16 protein-coding genes are annotated in these 18275 nt (G+C 43.3%); 9 read left to right on the top strand and 7 right to left on the bottom strand.

Annotated features, from left to right (window positions below; genetic code table 11):
- Window positions 1-2 precede the first annotated feature (2 nt).
- From GBI16_RS01135 to GBI16_RS01125, 3 genes are all read left to right on the top strand, one after another.
- Window positions 3-1238: a dihydroorotase gene (locus GBI16_RS01135; protein ID WP_119063026.1), complete on the top strand. Its 1236-nt coding sequence runs from the start codon at window positions 3-5 to the stop codon at window positions 1236-1238.
- A 167-nt stretch (window positions 1239-1405) separates the two neighbouring features.
- Window positions 1406-2863, top strand: a complete 1458-nt coding sequence (locus GBI16_RS01130; protein ID WP_151706360.1) for an OmpA family protein — start codon at window positions 1406-1408, stop codon at window positions 2861-2863.
- Between the two features lie 112 nt (window positions 2864-2975).
- Complete coding sequence (locus GBI16_RS01125) at window positions 2976-3998, top strand: DUF1311 domain-containing protein (protein ID WP_171264400.1); 1023 nt, start codon at window positions 2976-2978, stop codon at window positions 3996-3998.
- A 214-nt stretch (window positions 3999-4212) separates the two neighbouring features.
- On the opposite strand, the gene GBI16_RS01120 is transcribed toward GBI16_RS01125, so the two are convergent.
- From GBI16_RS01120 to GBI16_RS01090, 7 genes are read right to left on the bottom strand one after another with little or no spacing between them, the layout of a single operon-like run.
- On the bottom strand, window positions 4213-4842 hold the full coding sequence (locus GBI16_RS01120) for a CoA transferase subunit B (protein WP_151706359.1): 630 nt from the start codon (window positions 4840-4842) through the stop codon (window positions 4213-4215).
- A gap of 3 nt (window positions 4843-4845) precedes the next feature.
- Complete coding sequence (locus GBI16_RS01115; RefSeq protein ID WP_151706358.1) at window positions 4846-5550, bottom strand: CoA transferase subunit A; 705 nt, start codon at window positions 5548-5550, stop codon at window positions 4846-4848.
- A gap of 26 nt (window positions 5551-5576) precedes the next feature.
- On the bottom strand, window positions 5577-6479 hold the full coding sequence (locus GBI16_RS01110; protein ID WP_151706357.1) for a hydroxymethylglutaryl-CoA lyase: 903 nt from the start codon (window positions 6477-6479) through the stop codon (window positions 5577-5579).
- The gene (locus tag GBI16_RS01105) at window positions 6476-8467 is read right to left on the bottom strand and encodes an acetyl/propionyl/methylcrotonyl-CoA carboxylase subunit alpha (protein WP_151706356.1); all 1992 of its coding nucleotides are present in this window, start codon (window positions 8465-8467) and stop codon (window positions 6476-6478) included. The genes GBI16_RS01110 and GBI16_RS01105 overlap by 4 nt, the downstream gene beginning before the upstream one ends.
- A 20-nt stretch (window positions 8468-8487) precedes the next feature.
- A complete protein-coding gene (locus GBI16_RS01100; RefSeq protein ID WP_151706355.1) occupies window positions 8488-9282 on the bottom strand; it encodes an enoyl-CoA hydratase/isomerase family protein in 795 nt (264 codons plus the stop codon).
- Window positions 9283-9292: 10 nt separating this feature from the next.
- On the bottom strand, window positions 9293-10894 hold the full coding sequence (locus GBI16_RS01095; RefSeq protein WP_151706354.1) for a carboxyl transferase domain-containing protein: 1602 nt from the start codon (window positions 10892-10894) through the stop codon (window positions 9293-9295).
- A gap of 36 nt (window positions 10895-10930) precedes the next feature.
- Entirely contained in the window at window positions 10931-12103 is a 1173-nt protein-coding gene (locus GBI16_RS01090) for an isovaleryl-CoA dehydrogenase (RefSeq protein WP_086208236.1), read from the bottom strand.
- A gap of 148 nt (window positions 12104-12251) precedes the next feature.
- On the opposite strand from GBI16_RS01090, the gene GBI16_RS01085 reads away from it, so the two are divergent.
- From GBI16_RS01085 to GBI16_RS01060, 6 genes are all read left to right on the top strand, one after another.
- Window positions 12252-12881 carry a TetR/AcrR family transcriptional regulator gene (locus GBI16_RS01085; RefSeq protein WP_086207833.1) on the top strand — a complete coding sequence of 210 codons (630 nt, stop codon included), beginning with the start codon at window positions 12252-12254 and terminating at the stop codon, window positions 12879-12881.
- A 101-nt stretch (window positions 12882-12982) separates the two neighbouring features.
- Window positions 12983-14671, top strand: coding sequence for an AMP-binding protein (locus GBI16_RS01080; RefSeq protein ID WP_151706353.1), 1689 nt, complete (start codon window positions 12983-12985; stop codon window positions 14669-14671).
- A 74-nt stretch (window positions 14672-14745) separates the two neighbouring features.
- Complete coding sequence (gene bioB, locus GBI16_RS01075) at window positions 14746-15738, top strand: biotin synthase BioB (RefSeq protein WP_086207831.1); 993 nt, start codon at window positions 14746-14748, stop codon at window positions 15736-15738.
- Between the two features lie 70 nt (window positions 15739-15808).
- Window positions 15809-16483: a class I SAM-dependent methyltransferase gene (locus GBI16_RS01070; RefSeq protein WP_086207830.1), complete on the top strand. Its 675-nt coding sequence runs from the start codon at window positions 15809-15811 to the stop codon at window positions 16481-16483.
- Between the two features lie 53 nt (window positions 16484-16536).
- Entirely contained in the window at window positions 16537-17334 is a 798-nt protein-coding gene (locus GBI16_RS01065) for a thioesterase family protein (RefSeq protein ID WP_086207829.1), read from the top strand.
- Between the two features lie 89 nt (window positions 17335-17423).
- Complete coding sequence (locus GBI16_RS01060) at window positions 17424-18197, top strand: Rossmann-like and DUF2520 domain-containing protein (RefSeq protein ID WP_086207828.1); 774 nt, start codon at window positions 17424-17426, stop codon at window positions 18195-18197.
- The last annotated feature ends 78 nt before the right edge of the window (window positions 18198-18275 follow it).

The following is an 18275-nucleotide window of genomic DNA, read 5'->3' as shown; positions in this document are numbered from 1 at the left end:
TCATGACTGTTGTAAAAATTGAAAATGTACGTGTCCTTGACCCAATTCATCAAACAGATACGGTTCAAACAGTATATGTGGAAAATGGCAAGTTGGTTACAGAAACAGCTGGCATCACAGAAACTATGGATGGACATGGTAAATGGTTGATGCCAACCATGGTGGACTTATGTGCACGCCTACGTGAACCAGGTCAGCAACAGCACGGGACATTAAAGTCAGAGGGTCGTGCTGCACGTGAAAATGGTATTTTACATGTGTTTACACCACCAGACTCCAAACCAATTGTGCAAGACAATGGGGCTTTGATTCATGGTCTGATGGAAAAAGCCATGTTGGATGGCGGTATTTATCTAGAAGTGATTGGTGCCCAAACCCAAGGCTTACAAGGCAAGCAACCTGCAAATATGGCAGGTTTGAAAAAGGGCGGTTGTACGGCAGTGTCAAATGCCAATGCGCCTTTTGCAGATGATGATGTTGTACTACGTACTTTAGAGTATGCAGCAGGCCTAGGCATGACTGTGGTGTTTTATGCAGAGGAACCACAAATTGCCAAAGATGGTTGTGTGCACGAGGGTTTCGTTGCATCCCGTCAAGGTTTACCGATGATTCCTGCAATTGCTGAAACCATTGCGATTGCCAAGTATTTGTTGATGATTGAAGCAACGGGTGTTCGTGCACACTTTGGTTTGCTGTCTACAGGTGCTTCTGTGAATTTGATCAAAATTGCTAAAGATAAAGGTTTGCCAGTCACCTGTGATGTGGCGATGCATCAACTGCACTTAACAGATCAGTTGATTGATGGTTTCAACTCACTTGCGCATGTTCGTCCACCACTACGTGCTGAGTCAGATAAAGAGTTCCTTCGCCAAGGTGTGAAAAATGGTGTGATCGACGCAATTTGTACCCATCATGAACCATTGAGCAGTTCTGCAAAGCTAGCGCCATTTGCTGAAACACAGCCAGGCATTAGCGCTTTTGATACCTATGTGGCTTTCGGTGTGCAATTGGTACGCGAAGGTTTATTTAGTCCTTTGGAATGGGTTGAGAAAGTCACAACTGCACCAGCAACAGTAGCAAATATGCTTGAACGTTGGACTGTTGAAGCAGGCTGGGTATTGGTTGACCCAGAGTTAGATTGGATTGTGAATAAAGACAATATTTTGTCGCAAGGGAAAAATACACCTTTAATCAATCAAGTCGTGAAAGGTAAAGTTATAAAAACTTTTATTTCTTAAGTTCCAGCTTATATTTCAAAATCGACTAAAAAGTCAGCTTAGGCTGGCTTTTTTATTGATTTGACGAAAAGTAATGTAAATACAATATTTTACAAAGTACAAAAAATGAGCAGATAAACTAAAAAATGACAATGAAAACAATGCGAAAAAAGTGGGGGTAAGATTTCATGAATGTCGATTTTATGGATTTACTAAAACAAAATGTCTCTGCTATTGTTTTAGAAGGGGATACACAACATTTACTTGAAAAAAATCAAGCAATTCAATCTTTTTTACCTATTTTACTGTCTGTATTGAAGTCAAAATCTGAGTTAATTTCTGCATTTCAACAGCAGCTCAACCCACGTTTAAATGATGCTTTTGCATCACATATAGGGTTGAAGCAACAATTTCTCGAACAAGTGAGGGGGAGTGCCCCTACCGATGAAATTGAAAGTACCTTGAGCCGTTCGATTACACCTGCCTTGGCATTTTTAACGACAGAGGCAGGTTCTTCTGAACCCGAAGCGATTTTACATTTGCTACAGGTGAATGCTGCTTCTATTAACAATGCACTGCCTGAGTGGGTAAGAGCATTACTGTCTGGATTAGGGGTAAATCCTTTACAGGGGCAGGCTACACATGTCTCACCTACAAGTGTCTATAGCTCTAAATCAGAAGAAAAACGCTCTTTTTTACTGCCAGTCTTTGCTTTGATTATTTTAGCTGCGTTGTTCGCGTTTATTTTTAGAACCTGTACAGATAAAACAGATTCAGAAATAACACCTGCCAATAACGTGAGCGCCAGCCAACCTGCAAAATTTCAAATCACAACTGGGGCGACAGGGGATCTGGTGACTTGCCAAATTTTATCGGGGAATGCCAGCTATGTTGAAATTTTGCAAAAGGAAGTGAAGCAAACTTTTAACAACAGCATTGGATGTGGGGTTGATACACAGAACATTTATCATACCGCGTTTATTGATCAAGACGTGATCCCCAGTGTTTTGCGTACCCTAAAAGGTGTGCCAAATGTTAACCTTACTTGGTTGGGTGATCAGCTCTCAATTCAAGCCAACGATCCAGCCAACGCAGCTAAAATAGTAGATCAAATTAAACCTTTATTAAGGGATATGAAGCTTACAACACAGCAACCACTAGATGTGAATCGTGCAATTGATACCAGTATTAGTGATGCTGAACGTGCATTAGCTGAAATTAACCCAGCGCAAGTTCGAGCATTAGATGTTGCGACTGCATTAAATTTGCAAATTATCAACTTTGATACAGCTTCATCTACAGTTCCCGATGCCAATAAGTCGATTTTGGATCAGGCAGCGGCTCTGATGCAAAAAGCACCTCAAGCCAAACTGACCGTGATAGGACATACTGATGCAACAGGAGATGCGAGTATCAATAAAACCTTGTCGCAAAACCGTGCGCAAGCTGTTGTGGATTATTTAATTTTTAAAGGTGTCGATCCTGCACAGCTTCGAGCGATCGGTTATGGACAAGAAAAGCCAATTGCAGATAATCAAACCACTGAAGGTAAGTTTAAAAACCGCCGCATTGAGTTTGAAGTTTTAAATACGGACACTGGTGTCGTACGTGAAATAGGCGAAAGTGGTGTTGAAAAGGTTAATTAAAAGGTATTTAAACCCTGCTTAGGCAGGGTTATTTTATTTATATACTCGCGTAAAGCTTTATTTTTTGGTTAAATACGCAGCGAAAACAACGACCTTATGGTTTATAACAATGATGAAGAAAACAATTTTTGCCAGCTTAATCTTGAGCAGCTTATTTTTGAGTGCTTGCAATCGTTCAGAGAACAAAACAGAAACAGCTGCTGAGACGCAAGATATGTCGGATTGGAGTTGTACAGCCCCTGCCAATGTCGAACAAATTCAAGCACATTTAAAAACGGAATATTTAAAAGCCTTAGACCGCCGTTTACGTGATAGTCGTGAATATGAGGCAGATGAAAAACTATTAGCGCAAATTAATAAAGGCATTCGTTTTGAAATTAAAGGCATTTCAACAATCACAGAAAAACCAGAAACAGCAAAGCAGTTGGACTGTGAAAGCCAGTTGGTGGTGATTTTCCCGAAAGGTTTACAGAAACGTGCTGAAAATGCATTTTTAGCGCGTCCATGTGAAGAGTGTGAAGATGGTTATCAAAGTACTCTACGCGATGTCCTAGAAGATGGTGAATACTCACTCCGTTTGGACAATGATCAGCTACAAGGCGCATTTAGCTATAACATCATAAAAACAGATAAAGAGGGCATTAGCCTCAACGTACCTAATCAAAATGGTGTGATTGATGGTGTGGTTCTCGTAACACAAAATGCAGTGCAGTTTGCAGCCTATGAAAAAGAAAATGCAGAAATCCAAGCGAATATGAAGCAGTATAACGAGCAAGAAGTTGCGCAGATGGAACTGGCTCAAAAAGCCATGAATATCCGTAAAAAAGAACTGGATGCAGACCAAGTTAAAGTGGTGGAACGCCTGAATCAAACTTGGGATAACTTGACTGAGGAACAAAAACAGCAGCTACAACAAGACCAAACTGAGTGGTTTGAAAAACGTGATGTAGACTGTAAAGTGATTTCTCAGAAAAGTGTCTACCAAATGGCGGATAGTGAAAAAGAAACCTATCAAAAACAGTCACAATATTGGGATGATGCGTTACGTGCCCAAGATCAACAATTGCAATATACCAAGTGCTTTAACCAAAAAACGACCGAGCGTGTTGTGTATTTAAATAATGTGTTTAATTAAGTAGCCTACACTATAAGTACACTTTTTGAGTATTTGTAGAATGAGAAAAGGACGAAGAGAATTCGTCCTTTTCTCATTTGGATTAAGTTTTATCTTTGGTTTAGTTTAAAGAATAGCAGGCATTTATTCATGTATGGGAACCATACCTTTAAAAACAGGATCGTTGCTTTAAAGGCATTGGATTATTTTTCTATTGGTATTAAATGGTGTTGAATTAGCGGATGAGGGGAACACCTGTCACTTTTTGAATGTCTTCAAAACTGACATCTTTCGCCAGTTCAACTAATTTCACACCTTCCTGAGTAATGTCCATGACACCGAGGTCAGTAATTACGCGATGTACGACATTTTTACCTGTCAGGGGCAGGCTACACTGCTCGACAATTTTCGGTGTACCATCTTTTGCAGAGTGTTCCATGAGCACCACCACTTTTTGTACTCCAGCAACCAAATCCATTGCGCCGCCCATGCCTTTGACTTTTTTGCCTGGAATCATCCAATTAGCCAAATCGCCATTTTGTGAGACTTCCATGGCCCCTAAAATGGCAATATTGACATGACCTCCACGGATCATGGCAAAAGACTCTGCACTAGAGAAAAATGCAGCGCCCTGACGTGCCGTAACCGTTTGTTTTCCAGCATTGATTAAATCGGCATCGACCGTTTCGGCTGTTGGAAACTCGCCAATACCCAATAACCCATTTTCAGACTGCAACCAGACGTTGACGTTTTCAGGAATATAGTTGGCCACCAGTGTAGGTAAGCCGATGCCCAAATTGACATAAAAACCATCTTCCAGCTCAAGCGCTGCACGTTGTGCCATTTCATTACGAGACCAAGCCATGGGTTAAGCCTCCTCTTTTAATGTGAGTTGTTCGATACGTTTTTCAGGGTTTGCATTCAGCACAATCCGATTGACATAAATACCTGGCAGGTGAATCTGGTCAGGGTCTAAAGCGCCAATTTCAACAATTTCCTCAACTTCGACAATGCAGACTTTTCCAGCCATTGCACATACAGGGTTAAAGTTTTGTGCGGTTTTACGGAAAATTAAGTTACCAGCAGTATCGGCCTTGTACGCCTTGACCAGTGCAATGTCAGCGGTGAGCGAGTTTTCTAAAATATAAGGTTTACCATTAAACGCTCGCTCTTCTTTGCCTTCGGCAATGAGTGTGCCGACACCTGTTGCGGTAAAGAAGGCAGGGATACCTGCACCTCCAGCACGGAGTTTTTCTGCCAGTGTGCCTTGAGGGGTGAGCTCCACTTCAAGCTCACCACTTAAGAACTGACGTTCAAATTCTTTGTTTTCACCCACATAAGAAGCAATCATTTTTTTGATTTGTTTGCTTTTTAATAAGAGACCTAAGCCGAAACCATCGACGCCTGCATTGTTTGAAATACAGGTAAGGTTTTTCACGCCCGTTTGTTTTAAGGCCGCAATCAGACTTTCTGGAATACCGCATAAGCCAAAGCCACCAACCGCTAGGGTTTGACCATCTTGAACCACATCTTGTAGTGCATCCTTTGCACTTGAATAAACTTTATTGACCATAGTGTTCTCATTATTAATTGAATGGCTTAGGCACAGCGCTTTTGCCAGTAGGCATTGGCATAATTAGATGGATTGGTACGTTGTAGTACTTGGCTGATGTTTTGGCTGGCAATCATCAGTGCATCAAGATCAATCCCTGTGTCATAGCCCATATTGGAGAGTAGGTAGTAAAGGTCTTCTGTGGAAACATTGCCCGATGCACCTTTGGCATAAGGGCAGCCGCCTAAACCTGCAATGGACGAATCAAATACACGAATGCCTTGTTCTAAAGACTGGTAAATATTGGCAATCGCCATGCCATAAGTATTATGAAAATGTCCTGCTAAACTCGCAGCATCCATTTCAGCTAAACATGCCTGCCAGACTTTTTTCACGCGATCTGGTGTCGCCGTGCCAATTGTTTCACCTAAGGACACTTCATAGCAGCCCATGTCGAGTAAACGTTGGCTGACGTGTGCAACTTTGCTCGGTGCAATTGCGCCTTCATAGGGGCAGTCAACAATACAAGACACATAACCACGCACTTTGAGGTGATGAGCTTTCGCTGCAGTCATGATGTCTGCAAATTTTTCAAAGCTTTCATCAATGGAGCAATTGATGTTTTTTTGAGTGAAGCTTTCGGAGGCTGCGGTAAAAACAGCAACCTCCTGACAGCCGACAGCCAATGCAGACTCAAACCCTTTTAAGTTCGGAGTCAATAAACTAAAACTGATATTCGGATCATTAGGTAAGCTGGCAAAGAGTTCATCACTCTGTGCCATTTGTGGAACCCACTTTGCAGAGACACAAGAGCCCACTTCAATGGCACTGAGTCCTGTCTGCATTAAATCTAAAATCAGTTTACGACGGTCATCCAAAGTGAGTGGTGTCTTTTCATTTTGCAAACCATCTCGTGGTCCGACTTCAACAATTCTGACAAATTCACTCATGCTGCACCTTCCAAGCTTGAAAATTCAACTAATTCATCGCCCGCTTTGACCTGATCACCGACTTGGAAGTAAGCCGCAGAGACAATGCCGTCATGTGGAGCACGAATTGAATATTCAATTTTCATCGCTTCAAGCGTGAGGAGAACCTCATCTTTTTTCACTGTACTGTTGTTTTGTACCAAGACCTGCGTAATCACACCCGGCATTGGTGCTTTTAAGTTATTGGCATCAGAAGCATCATCTTTGGTATTAAAGTTAGGCTGAATATGTGCAAATTTATAGCTTTGACCGTCTGCATACAGGGTTAGACCGTGTGCATTTGAACTATAAGCATAGGTCTTTTTGCTTGTTGCACATTCAATTTTAGCTAAATGTGCTTCTAACAATTCACCCTGAATGAAAATGCTATTTCCATTGTACTTTGCGGTAAAGCCTTTTGCCGTTGGGCTGAAATAGACTTTATGTTCTTCATCGTTCAGTGCCAGTTTAATGGCATAGCTGGCATTAATATTTAAACGCCATAGAGACTCGGCTTGCCATACAGGATTTGCAGCTGTTTGATTGCTGGCAAAGCGGGACAAGAGTTCAATCAATGCCGCCGTGATGATAAGCTCTGAAGAGGCTGTTTCATTGTGTTGTAGTAAAAACGCTTCTTCACGTTGAATTAAGTTGGTGTCTAGGTTGGCGGTTTTAAACGATTCTGAACGGACCAAGCGGTCTAAGAATGCAATGTTATTGCCCAAGCCATCGACATGAAACTGACTGAGAGCATGGTGCATTTGCGTGAGTGCTGCTTCACGATTCTTCGCCCACACAATTAATTTGGCAATCATTGGGTCGTAAAAGGTCGTTATTTCATCCCCTTCAACAATGCCACTGTCTACGCGGACATGCTCATTTTGCTGAGGGTAGTGCAGGTAGTGAATTTTACCAATCGCAGGTAAGAAACCTTTTTCAGGTTCTTCCGCATAGACACGCGCTTCTAATGCATGACCATGAATACTGAGTTCGTGTTGTTGTTTCGGTAGCGGTTCACCAAAAGCTACACGTAGTTGCCATTCCACCAAATCTTGCCCTGTAATCATCTCTGTTACAGGATGCTCAACTTGCAGACGGGTATTCATTTCCATGAAATAGGCCGTGCCATCTTGTTCCACAATAAACTCAACTGTACCTGCACCGACATAATCCACGGCACGTGCGGCATCAATAGCGGCTTGGCGCATGGCTTCGAGTTTTGGTTCTGCCATTTTGGGTGCAGGCGCTTCTTCTAAGACTTTTTGATGGCGACGTTGCACTGAACAATCGCGTTCAAAGAGGTGCACATAGTTGCCATGTGTATCACCAAAAACTTGCACTTCAATATGACGGGGTTGTACCACGTAGCGTTCAACTAAAACATCGTCATTACCAAAGCTTGAACGTGCTTCGCTTTTACAAGAAGCCAAATGACTTAAAAAGTCTTCGCCGCGATCAACCAAGCGCATGCCTTTACCCCCACCGCCAGCACTGGCTTTAATCAGCACAGGATAGCCAATGGCATCGGCTTGTTGTTTTAAAAAATCAGGGTCTTGGTTTGTGCCATGGTAACCCGGTGTCAACGGTACGCCTGCTTTTTCCATTAAAGATTTAGAGGTGGCTTTGAGGCCCATGGCTAAAATGGCATCTACAGGTGGGCCAATAAAGACAATGTTGTTTTTTTGGCAGGCATTGGCAAATTGGTCATTTTCAGATAAGAAACCATAACCTGGATGGATTGCTTCTGCACCTGTGTCTAAGGCAGCTTGGATAATACGTTCAATTTGTAGGTAGCTTTGTGCAGCAGGAGATTCGCCGATATAAATGGCTTCGTCGGCTTGTTGCACGTGCTGTGCCTGAGCGTCAGCATCTGAATAGACTGCAACGGTGGCAATTCCCATTTTTTTTGCAGTTCGGATCACACGACAAGCAATTTCACCACGGTTTGCAATTAAGATTTTATTAAACATATCAATATCCTTTCTTGTTGTTATGCCGTCGTCTTGATCCAGACTGGACTGTGTTTATTTAAAAAAGCATTTAAGCCATTTTTCGCCTCTGATCCTTGGCGTACATGGGCAATATGTTGTGCGGTTTGCAACAACAATGCTTCGGTTAACACGTGTTGATCGACCATTTGGATAAGTTGTTTTGAAGCTGTTTGTGCTTCTGGCCCACCCAAAAGTAAGGCATCGACCATTTTTGTGACTTTTTCATCCAACTGTTCAGCATCGGCCACCACATGCGCCAGACCAATGTGTAGGGCTTGTTCTGCAGAAATACGTTCTGCGGTTAAAAAGTAGCGTGAAGCTTGACGTGCGCCAATCGCACGAATCACATAAGGGCTAATGGTTGAAGGGGCTAAACCTAAGCGCACTTCAGAGGTCGCAAACTTAGCATCACTGCTTGCGACACAAATATCACATGCAGAAGCCAGTCCCATGCCACCACCAAAAGCAATGCCTTGTACGCGGGCGATGGTCGGTTGTTTTAATGTCGCTAAACTTTGTAGCATTTTCGCTAGTTTTAATGCATCGGCTTCATTTTCAGCCTGTGAGGCTTGTCCTGCTTCTTTCATCCAGTTCAGGTCTGCACCAGCCGAGAAGCTTTTGCCACGTCCAGCTAAAATCACGACACGGACATCATCACGCGTATTGAGTTCGCTAAAGCAGCGGTGTAGTTCTTCAATCACTTGAGTATTGAAGGCATTATGCATTTCTGCACGATTAATCCATACCGTTGTCACTTGGTCGCGTTGTTCGAGTTGTAAATATTGAAAGCTCATCGCTCATCTCCTACATGCGGAACACGCCGAATTTGGTCGGTTGAATCGGTGCATTTAAGGCTGCAGCTAAACTTAAACCCAGCACCTGACGGCTTTGTGCAGGGTCAATTACACCGTCATCCCACAAACGTGCCGATGCATAATATGGATGGCCTTGACGTTCAAATTGGTCACGGAAGGGTTGTTTAAAATCATCTTCTTCTGCGGCTGACCAAGACTCGCCACGTTTTTCGATTTGATCACGCTTTAGGGTCGACAATACACTTGCCGCTTGTTCACCCCCCATCACCGAAATACGCGAGTTCGGCCATGTCCACATGAAGCGTGGTGAATATGCCCGACCACACATACCGTAATTGCCTGCACCAAATGAACCACCAATCACAAGAGTGAGTTTCGGGACATTTGCGGTTGCAACAGCCATGACCAGTTTGGCGCCATTTTTGGCAATGCCTTCATTTTCGTATTGGCGACCGACCATAAAGCCAGTGATGTTTTGGAGGAACAGCAGGGGAATATTGCGCTGCGTACATAGTTCAATAAAGTGAGCCCCTTTTTGTGCAGACTCTGAAAATAAAATACCGTTGTTAGCAATAATGCCAACGGGCATGCCATAGATTTTGGCAAAACCAGTGACTAAGGTGGTGCCGAAGCGAGCTTTGAACTCATCAAAACGTGAACCATCGACAATACGCGCAATCACTTCACGAATATCGAATGGTTTGCGTGCATCACTTGGCACAACGCCATATAGTTCTGTTGCATCAAATAACGGTTCTTCAATCTCTGTTGCACGCGTATGTGGCGTTTTATTCAGGTTCGCCACGATGTTACGAGCAATGGCGATTGCATGTTCATCGTTTTCCGCCAAATGATCGGCCACACCAGACAGGCGAGTGTGCACATCACCACCACCTAAGTCTTCACTGCTGACCACTTCACCTGTTGCCGCTTTCACCAGTGGTGGACCACCTAAGAAAATTGTCCCTTGGTTACGCACAATAATGGTTTCATCAGACATGGCAGGTACGTATGCACCACCAGCCGTACAACTGCCCATTACCACCGCAATTTGGGCAATTCCCATGCTCGACATGCGTGCTTGATTGTAGAAAATACGCCCAAAGTGATCACGGTCAGGGAACACCTCGTCCTGCATTGGTAAATAGGCACCGCCTGAGTCCACCAAATAAATACATGGCAGATGGTTTTGCTCCGCAATCTCTTGAGCGCGTAAGTGTTTTTTCACAGTCAGTGGGTAGTAGGTGCCGCCTTTCACTGTCGCATCGTTGGCGACGATCATGCAAGTCACACCATTGATCTGGCCTACACCAGCAACGACACCTGCCGCAGGCACATCGTCTGCATAGACGTTTTGTGCCGCCAACTGACCAACTTCAAGGAATGCCGTGCCTGCATCAATTAACTGATCAATACGATCACGTGCTAATAGTTTTCCGCGTGCCAAATGTTTTTGTCGCGCCGCTTCACCGCCGCCTAAAGCAATTTGTTCTGCTTTTTGCTTTAAGTCATCGACCAAGCTTTGCATCGCGGTTTGGTTGGTTTTGAAGTCTTCACTTCGAATATTGATCTTGCTATGTAATTGATTCATCACGAACATCCTTGTCATTTTTATTGTTGTGGAGGGTTAAGCTGTTTCATTAAACAATTCGCGGCCAATCAACATACGGCGAATTTCAGAAGTTCCCGCGCCAATTTCATAGAGTTTTGCATCGCGCCATAGACGGCCTGCAGAAAATTCATTGATATACCCATTTCCACCTAAGGTCTGAATGGTTTCACCTGCCATCCATGTGGCTTTTTCAGCAGCATATAAAATTGCACTGGCTGCATCTTTACGTAGGCTACGGCTATGGTCAGCCTTGTCGCACTCAGCACCCACGGCATAGACTAGCGCTTTACATGCCAACCAAGTCGAATACATATCGGCAATTTTCCCTTGCATTAGCTGGAACTCACCAAGTGCTTGGCCGAATTGTTTACGGTCATGGATATACGGAATCACGGTATCCATGCAGGCATCCATAATGCCTAAAGGACCTGCACTCAGAACAGCACGCTCATAGTCCAAACCACTCATGAGCACTTTGGTGCCGTTTCCTACACCACCCATCACGTTTTCTTTTGGCACTTTCACATTGTCAAAGAACAGAGGGTAGGTGTTCGAACCACGCATACCCAACTTGTCTAAATGTGTGCCATGGCTAAAACCTTCCATGTCTTTTTCTACAAGGAAAGCCGTCATGCCTTTAGCGCCTGCATGCAAATCCGTTTTGGCATACACCACAAGCACATCGGCATCGCCACCATTGGTGATCCACATTTTTGAGCCATTTAACAGAAAGTGATCTCCACAATCTTCAGCTTTGAGCTTCATGCTGACTACGTCTGAGCCTGCATTCGGTTCAGACATGGCAAGTGCTCCGACATACTCACCTGAAATTAGCTTCGGTAAATAACGTTGTTTTTGTTCCTCGCTGCCATTTCGGTTAATTTGATTCACACATAGGTTAGAATGTGCACCATAAGAAAGACCAATCGAAGCTGAAGCACGTGAGATTTCTTGCATGGCAATGATATGTGCTAAATAACCTAGGCCTGTACCGCCATATTCTTCACTGACGGTTAGACCGAGTAAGCCCATATCGCCAAATTTTTTCCACAGCTGAGCAGGGAATTTGTTGTTCTGATCGACTTGTTGGGCAATCGGGGTAATTTCTTTGGCACAAAATGCAGCAACGGAATCACGCAGTGCAATGAGTGTTTCATCTAAACCGAAAGTTAAGCTTTGGAAGGTCATTTCTTCATTCATCCTATGATTGTATTTGTTGTTCCTGATAAAGCATTTTTGTTGTGCTTGATTTTTACAATACATCGAATTTTTAAAAAAGTGAACTAAAATTCACAAATTGATTTACAATTCATTTTATCTGGTTGAGAATAGAATTATGAGTTATAAAAGATCATCGTTGATGCAAGAACGAATGGAACAAAATCGCCAAGCGATTTTGCAATCCGCTCGTGAACTTATTGCTCAAGGGGGAATTAAGGACGCACAAATTCAAGCGATTGCTGAACGTGCAGGTGTTTCCAGTGGTTTGGTATATCGTTACTTCGATAACAAAAGCCAAGTGTTAATTGAGGTTCTTTCGGAGGCCATTCAGCATGAGGTGAAAATTTTGAACCACATTGCTGAAAGTGATGAGCTGACGTCAAAACAGAAATTAGACAAAGCGGTGACCACGTTTGTGAAGCGTGCCATGAATAGCCCCCAACTTGCGTATTCACTCATGTTTGAACCAGTTGATGCTGAATTAGAACATGAGCGTTTTCGCAGTAAACAACTGATTAAACAGAGCATGAAAGAGATACTGGCCGCAGGGAAAATTAACGGCGAGTTCGGTTTTGAAGACTTAAATACCGCAGCACTTTGTGTGGTCGGTGCCATGACTTTTGTGGTGATAGAGCCTTTAAATCCATCTCGAGGTGTAATGTTTGAGCAAAACCATAAAGACTACTTTGTGAAACAAATTGCCGAATTTTGTGTCAATGCAGTTCAGGTTCAGGAGGAAAAATAGCCCAAGGAATAAAGCACAAAGGCTTGGCGTTTTCAAAGGAAGTGGTCATAGAACAAATAAGTTGAATAACAAGATGATAATGAATCAAGGAGAACGATTCGATGACACAAGAACGGTTAAGTTATGCCTATGGAACGAGCAGTCAGCCCCTATTAGGGATGACGATTGGTGAGAAATTTGATCAGGCTTGTCAGCAGTATGCGGAACAAGATGCTGTTGTCAGCCTGCATCAAAATGTCAGACTCACGTATAAGGAATTACAAACGCAGGTCAATGCATTTGCCTGTAGTTTACTGAAACTGGGCTTGAAAAAAGGTGATCGACTTGCGATTTGGTCACCGAACTGTGTGGAATGGACGATTACCCAGTTTGCTGCGTTTAAAGCGGGCATCATTTTAGTCAACTTGAACACAGCCTATAAGAGTAGTGAACTCGAATATGTGTTGAATAAAGTCTCTTGTAAGGGCTTGATCATTGCATCTCAATTTAAAAGCACAAATTACCAAGATATTTTAATGAAAATTGCACCTGAAATTAAAGGGGCTAAAAATAAAGTGCTCAAGGCGGAACGACTGCCACATTTGAAATATATTATTAAAATTGATGAAGAAGAACATACGGGTTTGCATCGTTTTAGCGACTTACTCTCTCCCCCCAGTAAGCGACAGCTCAATCAATTAGAGCTCGTTGCAAGCGAGTCACAGTTTGATGAAACCATCAATATCCAGTTTACTTCGGGCACCACGGGTAACCCGAAAGGCACAATGCTGACACATAATAATATTTTAAATAATGGTTATTTTGTTGGTGAAGCCATTCACTTAAGTCCTGCCGATCGTGTTTGTATTTCTGTACCACTGTTTCACTGTTTCGGTATGGTGATGGGTAATTTGGCCTGCATTACGCATGGTTCAACCATGGTCTATCCATCGGCAGTGTTTAATCCTTTAGAAACCTTAAAAGCCATTCAGCAGGAAAAATGTACGGCTGCATACGGTGTACCGACCATGTTTATTGCCATTTTAGAGCATGAACAGTTTGATGACTTTGATCTTTCCAGTTTACGTACAGGCATTATGGCGGGCAGTCCTTGTCCACGTGAAATTATGCAACGTGTTATTGATCGGATGCACATGTCTGAAATTACCATTTGCTATGGTATGACTGAAACGGCACCGGTCAGTGCACAAAGTTCAACCTCAGATTCAGTTGAACAACGGGTCGGAACCGTAGGGCGCGTCCATCCACATCTTGAAATTAAAATTGTAGATGAGCAAGGCAAAGTTGTGCCGCGCGGTCAGTTGGGTGAACTGTGTGTTCGTGGCTATTCGGTAATGTTGGGGTATTGGGAAGACCATGAAAAGTCTCAAGAAGTGATTGATTCAGCACGCTGGATGCATACGGGCGACATCGCAGAAATGGATGAAGTTGGCTTTGTGAAAATTAAAGGCCGAATTAAGGATGTCGTTATTCGAGGCGGAGAAAACTTATTCCCGAAAGAAATCGAAGACTTTTTATATACTCATCCTGATGTCAGCGATGTCCAAGTTATTGGTCTGCCAGATGCACGTTATGGTGAAGAGTTATGTGCTTGTATTATTTTACATGAGCATCATGACATTACTGAAGAGTCGATCCGTCAGTACTGTGCAGAACACATTTCACACAATAAAGTTCCACGTTATGTCCGGTTTTTTAATGAGTTCCCAATGACGGCTTCGGGCAAAGCGCAGAAGTTTAAATTGCAGGAATTTATGCGTAATGAACTGGATTTGAAAGAAATCGCATAAGGTTGAAGACGGACTTTCCTTTGCTGGTTTGAAGCCAAAGGAAAGTCCGAAGTGGAAAGTAAAAGGAATAGCATATGCACCTGAGAAATGATTGGACTCGCGCTGAAATACAAGCACTCTACCAACAGCCTTTTTTAGATTTGGTCTTTCAAGCACAGCAAATTCATCGTCAGTACTTTGAAGCGAATGCGATTCAAGTCAGTACTTTACTGTCGATCAAAACAGGCAAATGCCCTGAAGACTGCAAATACTGTTCACAGTCTGCGCGTTATGACTCAAAGCTTGAAGCTGAAAAACGAATTGCGGTTGAAAAAGTGATTAGCGAAGCACAGCAGGCGAAGGCCTCTGGTTCTACACGGTTTTGTATGGGCGCAGCATGGCGAAATCCACATGAGCGAGATATGCCTTATGTCTTGGATATGGTGCGTGAAGTGAAAGCATTGGGTTTAGAAACCTGTATGACGCTAGGCATGCTGAATGCCTCTCAAGCCCAACGTTTAAAGGGTGCAGGACTCGATTATTACAATCATAACTTAGACACGTCGCGTGAATACTACCCAAATGTGATTAGTACGCGTAGTTTTGATGACCGTCTAGATACCTTAAGTCATGTTCGAGAAGCAGGTTTAAAAGTGTGTAGTGGTGGGATTGTTGGCCTAGGTGAAGAGACCAAAGATCGAATTGGACTACTGTTTGAATTGGCGACTTTACCAATCCATCCTGAGTCTGTGCCGATCAACATGCTGGTCCCAATGCAAGGCACGCCTTTGGCAGAAGTTGAAAAGTTGGATGTGACCGAGTGGATTCGCACTATTGCGGTAGCACGCATCATTATGCCGAAAAGCTATATTCGTCTGTCTGCGGGACGTGAATCGTTGTCCGATGCCGATCAAGCTTTGGCTTTTATGGCAGGTGCAAATTCACTGTTTTCAGGTGAAAAATTGTTGACTACGCCAAATATTGCTGAGGGGAAGGATCAACAACTCTTTCAAAAACTGGGTCTACATGCAGAAAAAGCCAAACCGCAACTTGCTGAGTTAACGGTCGATGCTATGGCTGTGGCTTAAGTGCTAGAACATGCAGTCATGAAAGTGTAGATTTAGGGCGACGATTAAAAATAGATGAGTGAAGAATAAAATGGCGAAAGACTTTCAGAGTCAAACTGTAGTGGATGGTTATGATGAACATATTCGTAAGCTCATTCCAGGTTATGAATTGGTTCATTTACAAATTCAAGCCATTTTAAAAACACATTTATCAGAACATGCGCATGTATTAATTGTGGGCTGTGGCACAGGCTATGAGCTTTCATATTTGTTGGCGCAGCATCCGACGTGGAGTTTTACCGCTGTTGATCCATCTTTGACCATGATTGAAAAAGCGCAGCAGTTATTGAGCGTGACCCATAGTGATTTAACGCGGGTTCGCTTTGTCCATGGTGATACCACGGCATTACAGGAAAGTGCACAGTTTGATGCCGCTTTAGCCATATTGGTGGCGCATTTTATTCCACTTGAAGCAAAGCCATTCTTCTTTGCCGACATTTTACGCTGTCTTAAAACGCAAGCGATTTTACTCAGCTATGACCTGATGAGCTCTAGTGATGACAGTGAGCTCAAGGTTCTACAAACCTTATGTCAGAGCAATGGTTTGACGGTGGTACAGAGTGAAAAAATGATTGAGCGCCTGCAACAAGATTTTTACCTGATATCTGCCAACCAGATGCGAGAGCTTCTGACTAAAGTTGGATTTCATGAAGTACGAACTTATAGTCAACTGTTGAATTATTATGGTTTTTTTGCACAAAAGTAAGAACCAATAGCAGTGAAAAGATACATTTTAAAGATAAGAATGAAGGAATACACATGGCAGCCTATTATCAACTTTTAAATCGTGAACAGCACAGTGATGGGAGCTGTACGGCGTCTTATCTTTCCAATATTCATGCACAGGGTGCATGGAATCCGCATGAGCAGCACATGGCGCCAGCAACTGGGGTTTTGTGTGCGGAGTTAGAGCAGTTTCAACCACGCGAAGAGATGCGCATTGGACGTGTGAGTTTAGATATTTTTGGACTGATCGCTTTTGGTGAGTTTACGGTGCATACCCGTGTCATTCGTGCTGGAAAAACCATTGAACTGATCGAGGCGGAAATGCAGGCAAACGGCAAGACCTGTATTGTGGCTCGTGCTTGGAAAATGATGAAGCAAGATACCAGTGCAATTGCAGGGTTAGAAGATCAATCCATTGTACATCCTGAAACTTTGCCCGTGTGGGATGGGATGAAATGTTGGCCGGGTGGTTATATCCAAAGTATTGAGACACGTGCGGCAGACGGCCATCGAGCAGGTAAAGGCATCGTCTGGTTACATAATGATTTGGACATGGTGGAAGCTCAGCAAACATCAAGTTTTGTGCGCTTACTGGGGATGGTCGACACAGCCAATGGTATTGTGCCACGTCAAAATCCTGCATCTGGATGGGGCTTTCCCAATTTAGACCTACAACTGCATTTATACCGTTTACCCCAAGGGAAATGGTTAGGTTTGGAAGCGACGCAGCAATATGGTGATGATGGTATCGGTTTAACCAGTGCGGTTTTGCACGATGAGCAAGGGCCATTTGGTCGTAGTGAACAGATTTTGACCCTGCGTAAGTTTTAGTCGCTGAGTGTCAATCTGATGAATAGGATGAATTGCTTCATCCTTTTTTTATTGGCATGCTGTAGGCACTTTAAAATAGTGAAATCAAGATGCGGATCAGTTTAATTGGAGCAGGGCGGGTGGCTCATCATTTGGCCAAAGCCCTGATGTCTCAGCATGAAATCGTCAATATTTATAGCCGAAGCTTCGACAAAGCAGCAGTTTTGGCGCAAGTTGTACATGCAAAGGCGGTCAGTCATTTTAAGCAGTTAAATACTGATGTGGATTTGGTGATGATTGCGGTAAGTGATCAGTCGATACCAAGCGTGATTTCAGCATTGACTGAATACCTGCCGAATGTGTTGATTGTGCATACTTCGGGGAGTACAGCGCTTTCAGTTTTGGCGATGAAACATGCACGTGCAGGGGTTTTTTATCCCTTACAGACCTTTAGCTTAGAACGTGAAATTGATTGGTCAAATACACCGTTGTTTGTAGAAGCCACCGAAAATACGGATCTTCAAAGACTACATACTCTGGCAGAAAGCCTGAGCCAACGCGTGTATAGCTATAGCTCTGCGCAGCGTCTAAGTTTGCATTTAGCGGCTGTCTTTGCTTGTAATTTTAGTAATTATTGCTATGACATGGCGAAACAAGTGGTGGATGCAGAGCAGGTCGATTTTAGTCTGCTATACCCCTTGATTTTAGAAACCGCGCAGAAAAGCACACAGAATGACCCGAAGCAGATGCAAACTGGCCCTGCGATGCGTCAGGATCAGAATATTCTACAAATGCATCAACAGATGCTTGCGCAAGCTCAACGTGCGGATCTTGCTGAAGTGTATGCCTTAATGAGTCAGCAGATCAGTCAACGTCACAGTTAACATTTAAAATAATAAACGAAAAAGCGAGTGACAAAGAACAAGCAAAGCCACTGAAAACGTGGCTTTTTTTATGCCTTA

Source organism: Acinetobacter sp. TUM15064 (assembly GCF_008980265.1).
Lineage (GTDB): Bacteria > Pseudomonadota > Gammaproteobacteria > Pseudomonadales > Moraxellaceae > Acinetobacter.
Note: the sequence above shows the minus strand (reverse complement) of the source record. Positions and strands in the feature narration are given on the sequence as shown.

What these genes read in the sequence shown, in the direction of transcription:
- GBI16_RS01125 (WP_171264400.1), top strand. Translation starts at nt 2,976, where the DNA reads ATGAAGAAAACAATTTTTGCCAGCTTAATCTTGAGCAGCTTATTTTTG.
- bioB (WP_086207831.1), top strand. Translation starts at nt 14,746, where the DNA reads ATGCACCTGAGAAATGATTGGACTCGCGCTGAAATACAAGCACTCTAC.
- GBI16_RS01085 (WP_086207833.1), top strand. Translation starts at nt 12,252, where the DNA reads ATGAGTTATAAAAGATCATCGTTGATGCAAGAACGAATGGAACAAAAT.
- GBI16_RS01115 (WP_151706358.1), bottom strand. Translation starts at nt 5,550, where the DNA reads ATGGTCAATAAAGTTTATTCAAGTGCAAAGGATGCACTACAAGATGTG.
- GBI16_RS01110 (WP_151706357.1), bottom strand. Translation starts at nt 6,479, where the DNA reads ATGAGTGAATTTGTCAGAATTGTTGAAGTCGGACCACGAGATGGTTTG.
- GBI16_RS01065 (WP_086207829.1), top strand. Translation starts at nt 16,537, where the DNA reads ATGGCAGCCTATTATCAACTTTTAAATCGTGAACAGCACAGTGATGGG.
- GBI16_RS01135 (WP_119063026.1), top strand. Translation starts at nt 3, where the DNA reads ATGACTGTTGTAAAAATTGAAAATGTACGTGTCCTTGACCCAATTCAT.
- GBI16_RS01090 (WP_086208236.1), bottom strand. Translation starts at nt 12,103, where the DNA reads ATGACCTTCCAAAGCTTAACTTTCGGTTTAGATGAAACACTCATTGCA.
- GBI16_RS01130 (WP_151706360.1), top strand. Translation starts at nt 1,406, where the DNA reads ATGAATGTCGATTTTATGGATTTACTAAAACAAAATGTCTCTGCTATT.
- GBI16_RS01070 (WP_086207830.1), top strand. Translation starts at nt 15,809, where the DNA reads ATGGCGAAAGACTTTCAGAGTCAAACTGTAGTGGATGGTTATGATGAA.
- GBI16_RS01105 (WP_151706356.1), bottom strand. Translation starts at nt 8,467, where the DNA reads ATGTTTAATAAAATCTTAATTGCAAACCGTGGTGAAATTGCTTGTCGT.
- GBI16_RS01120 (WP_151706359.1), bottom strand. Translation starts at nt 4,842, where the DNA reads ATGGCTTGGTCTCGTAATGAAATGGCACAACGTGCAGCGCTTGAGCTG.
- GBI16_RS01100 (WP_151706355.1), bottom strand. Translation starts at nt 9,282, where the DNA reads ATGAGCTTTCAATATTTACAACTCGAACAACGCGACCAAGTGACAACG.
- GBI16_RS01080 (WP_151706353.1), top strand. Translation starts at nt 12,983, where the DNA reads ATGACACAAGAACGGTTAAGTTATGCCTATGGAACGAGCAGTCAGCCC.
- GBI16_RS01060 (WP_086207828.1), top strand. Translation starts at nt 17,424, where the DNA reads ATGCGGATCAGTTTAATTGGAGCAGGGCGGGTGGCTCATCATTTGGCC.
- GBI16_RS01095 (WP_151706354.1), bottom strand. Translation starts at nt 10,894, where the DNA reads ATGAATCAATTACATAGCAAGATCAATATTCGAAGTGAAGACTTCAAA.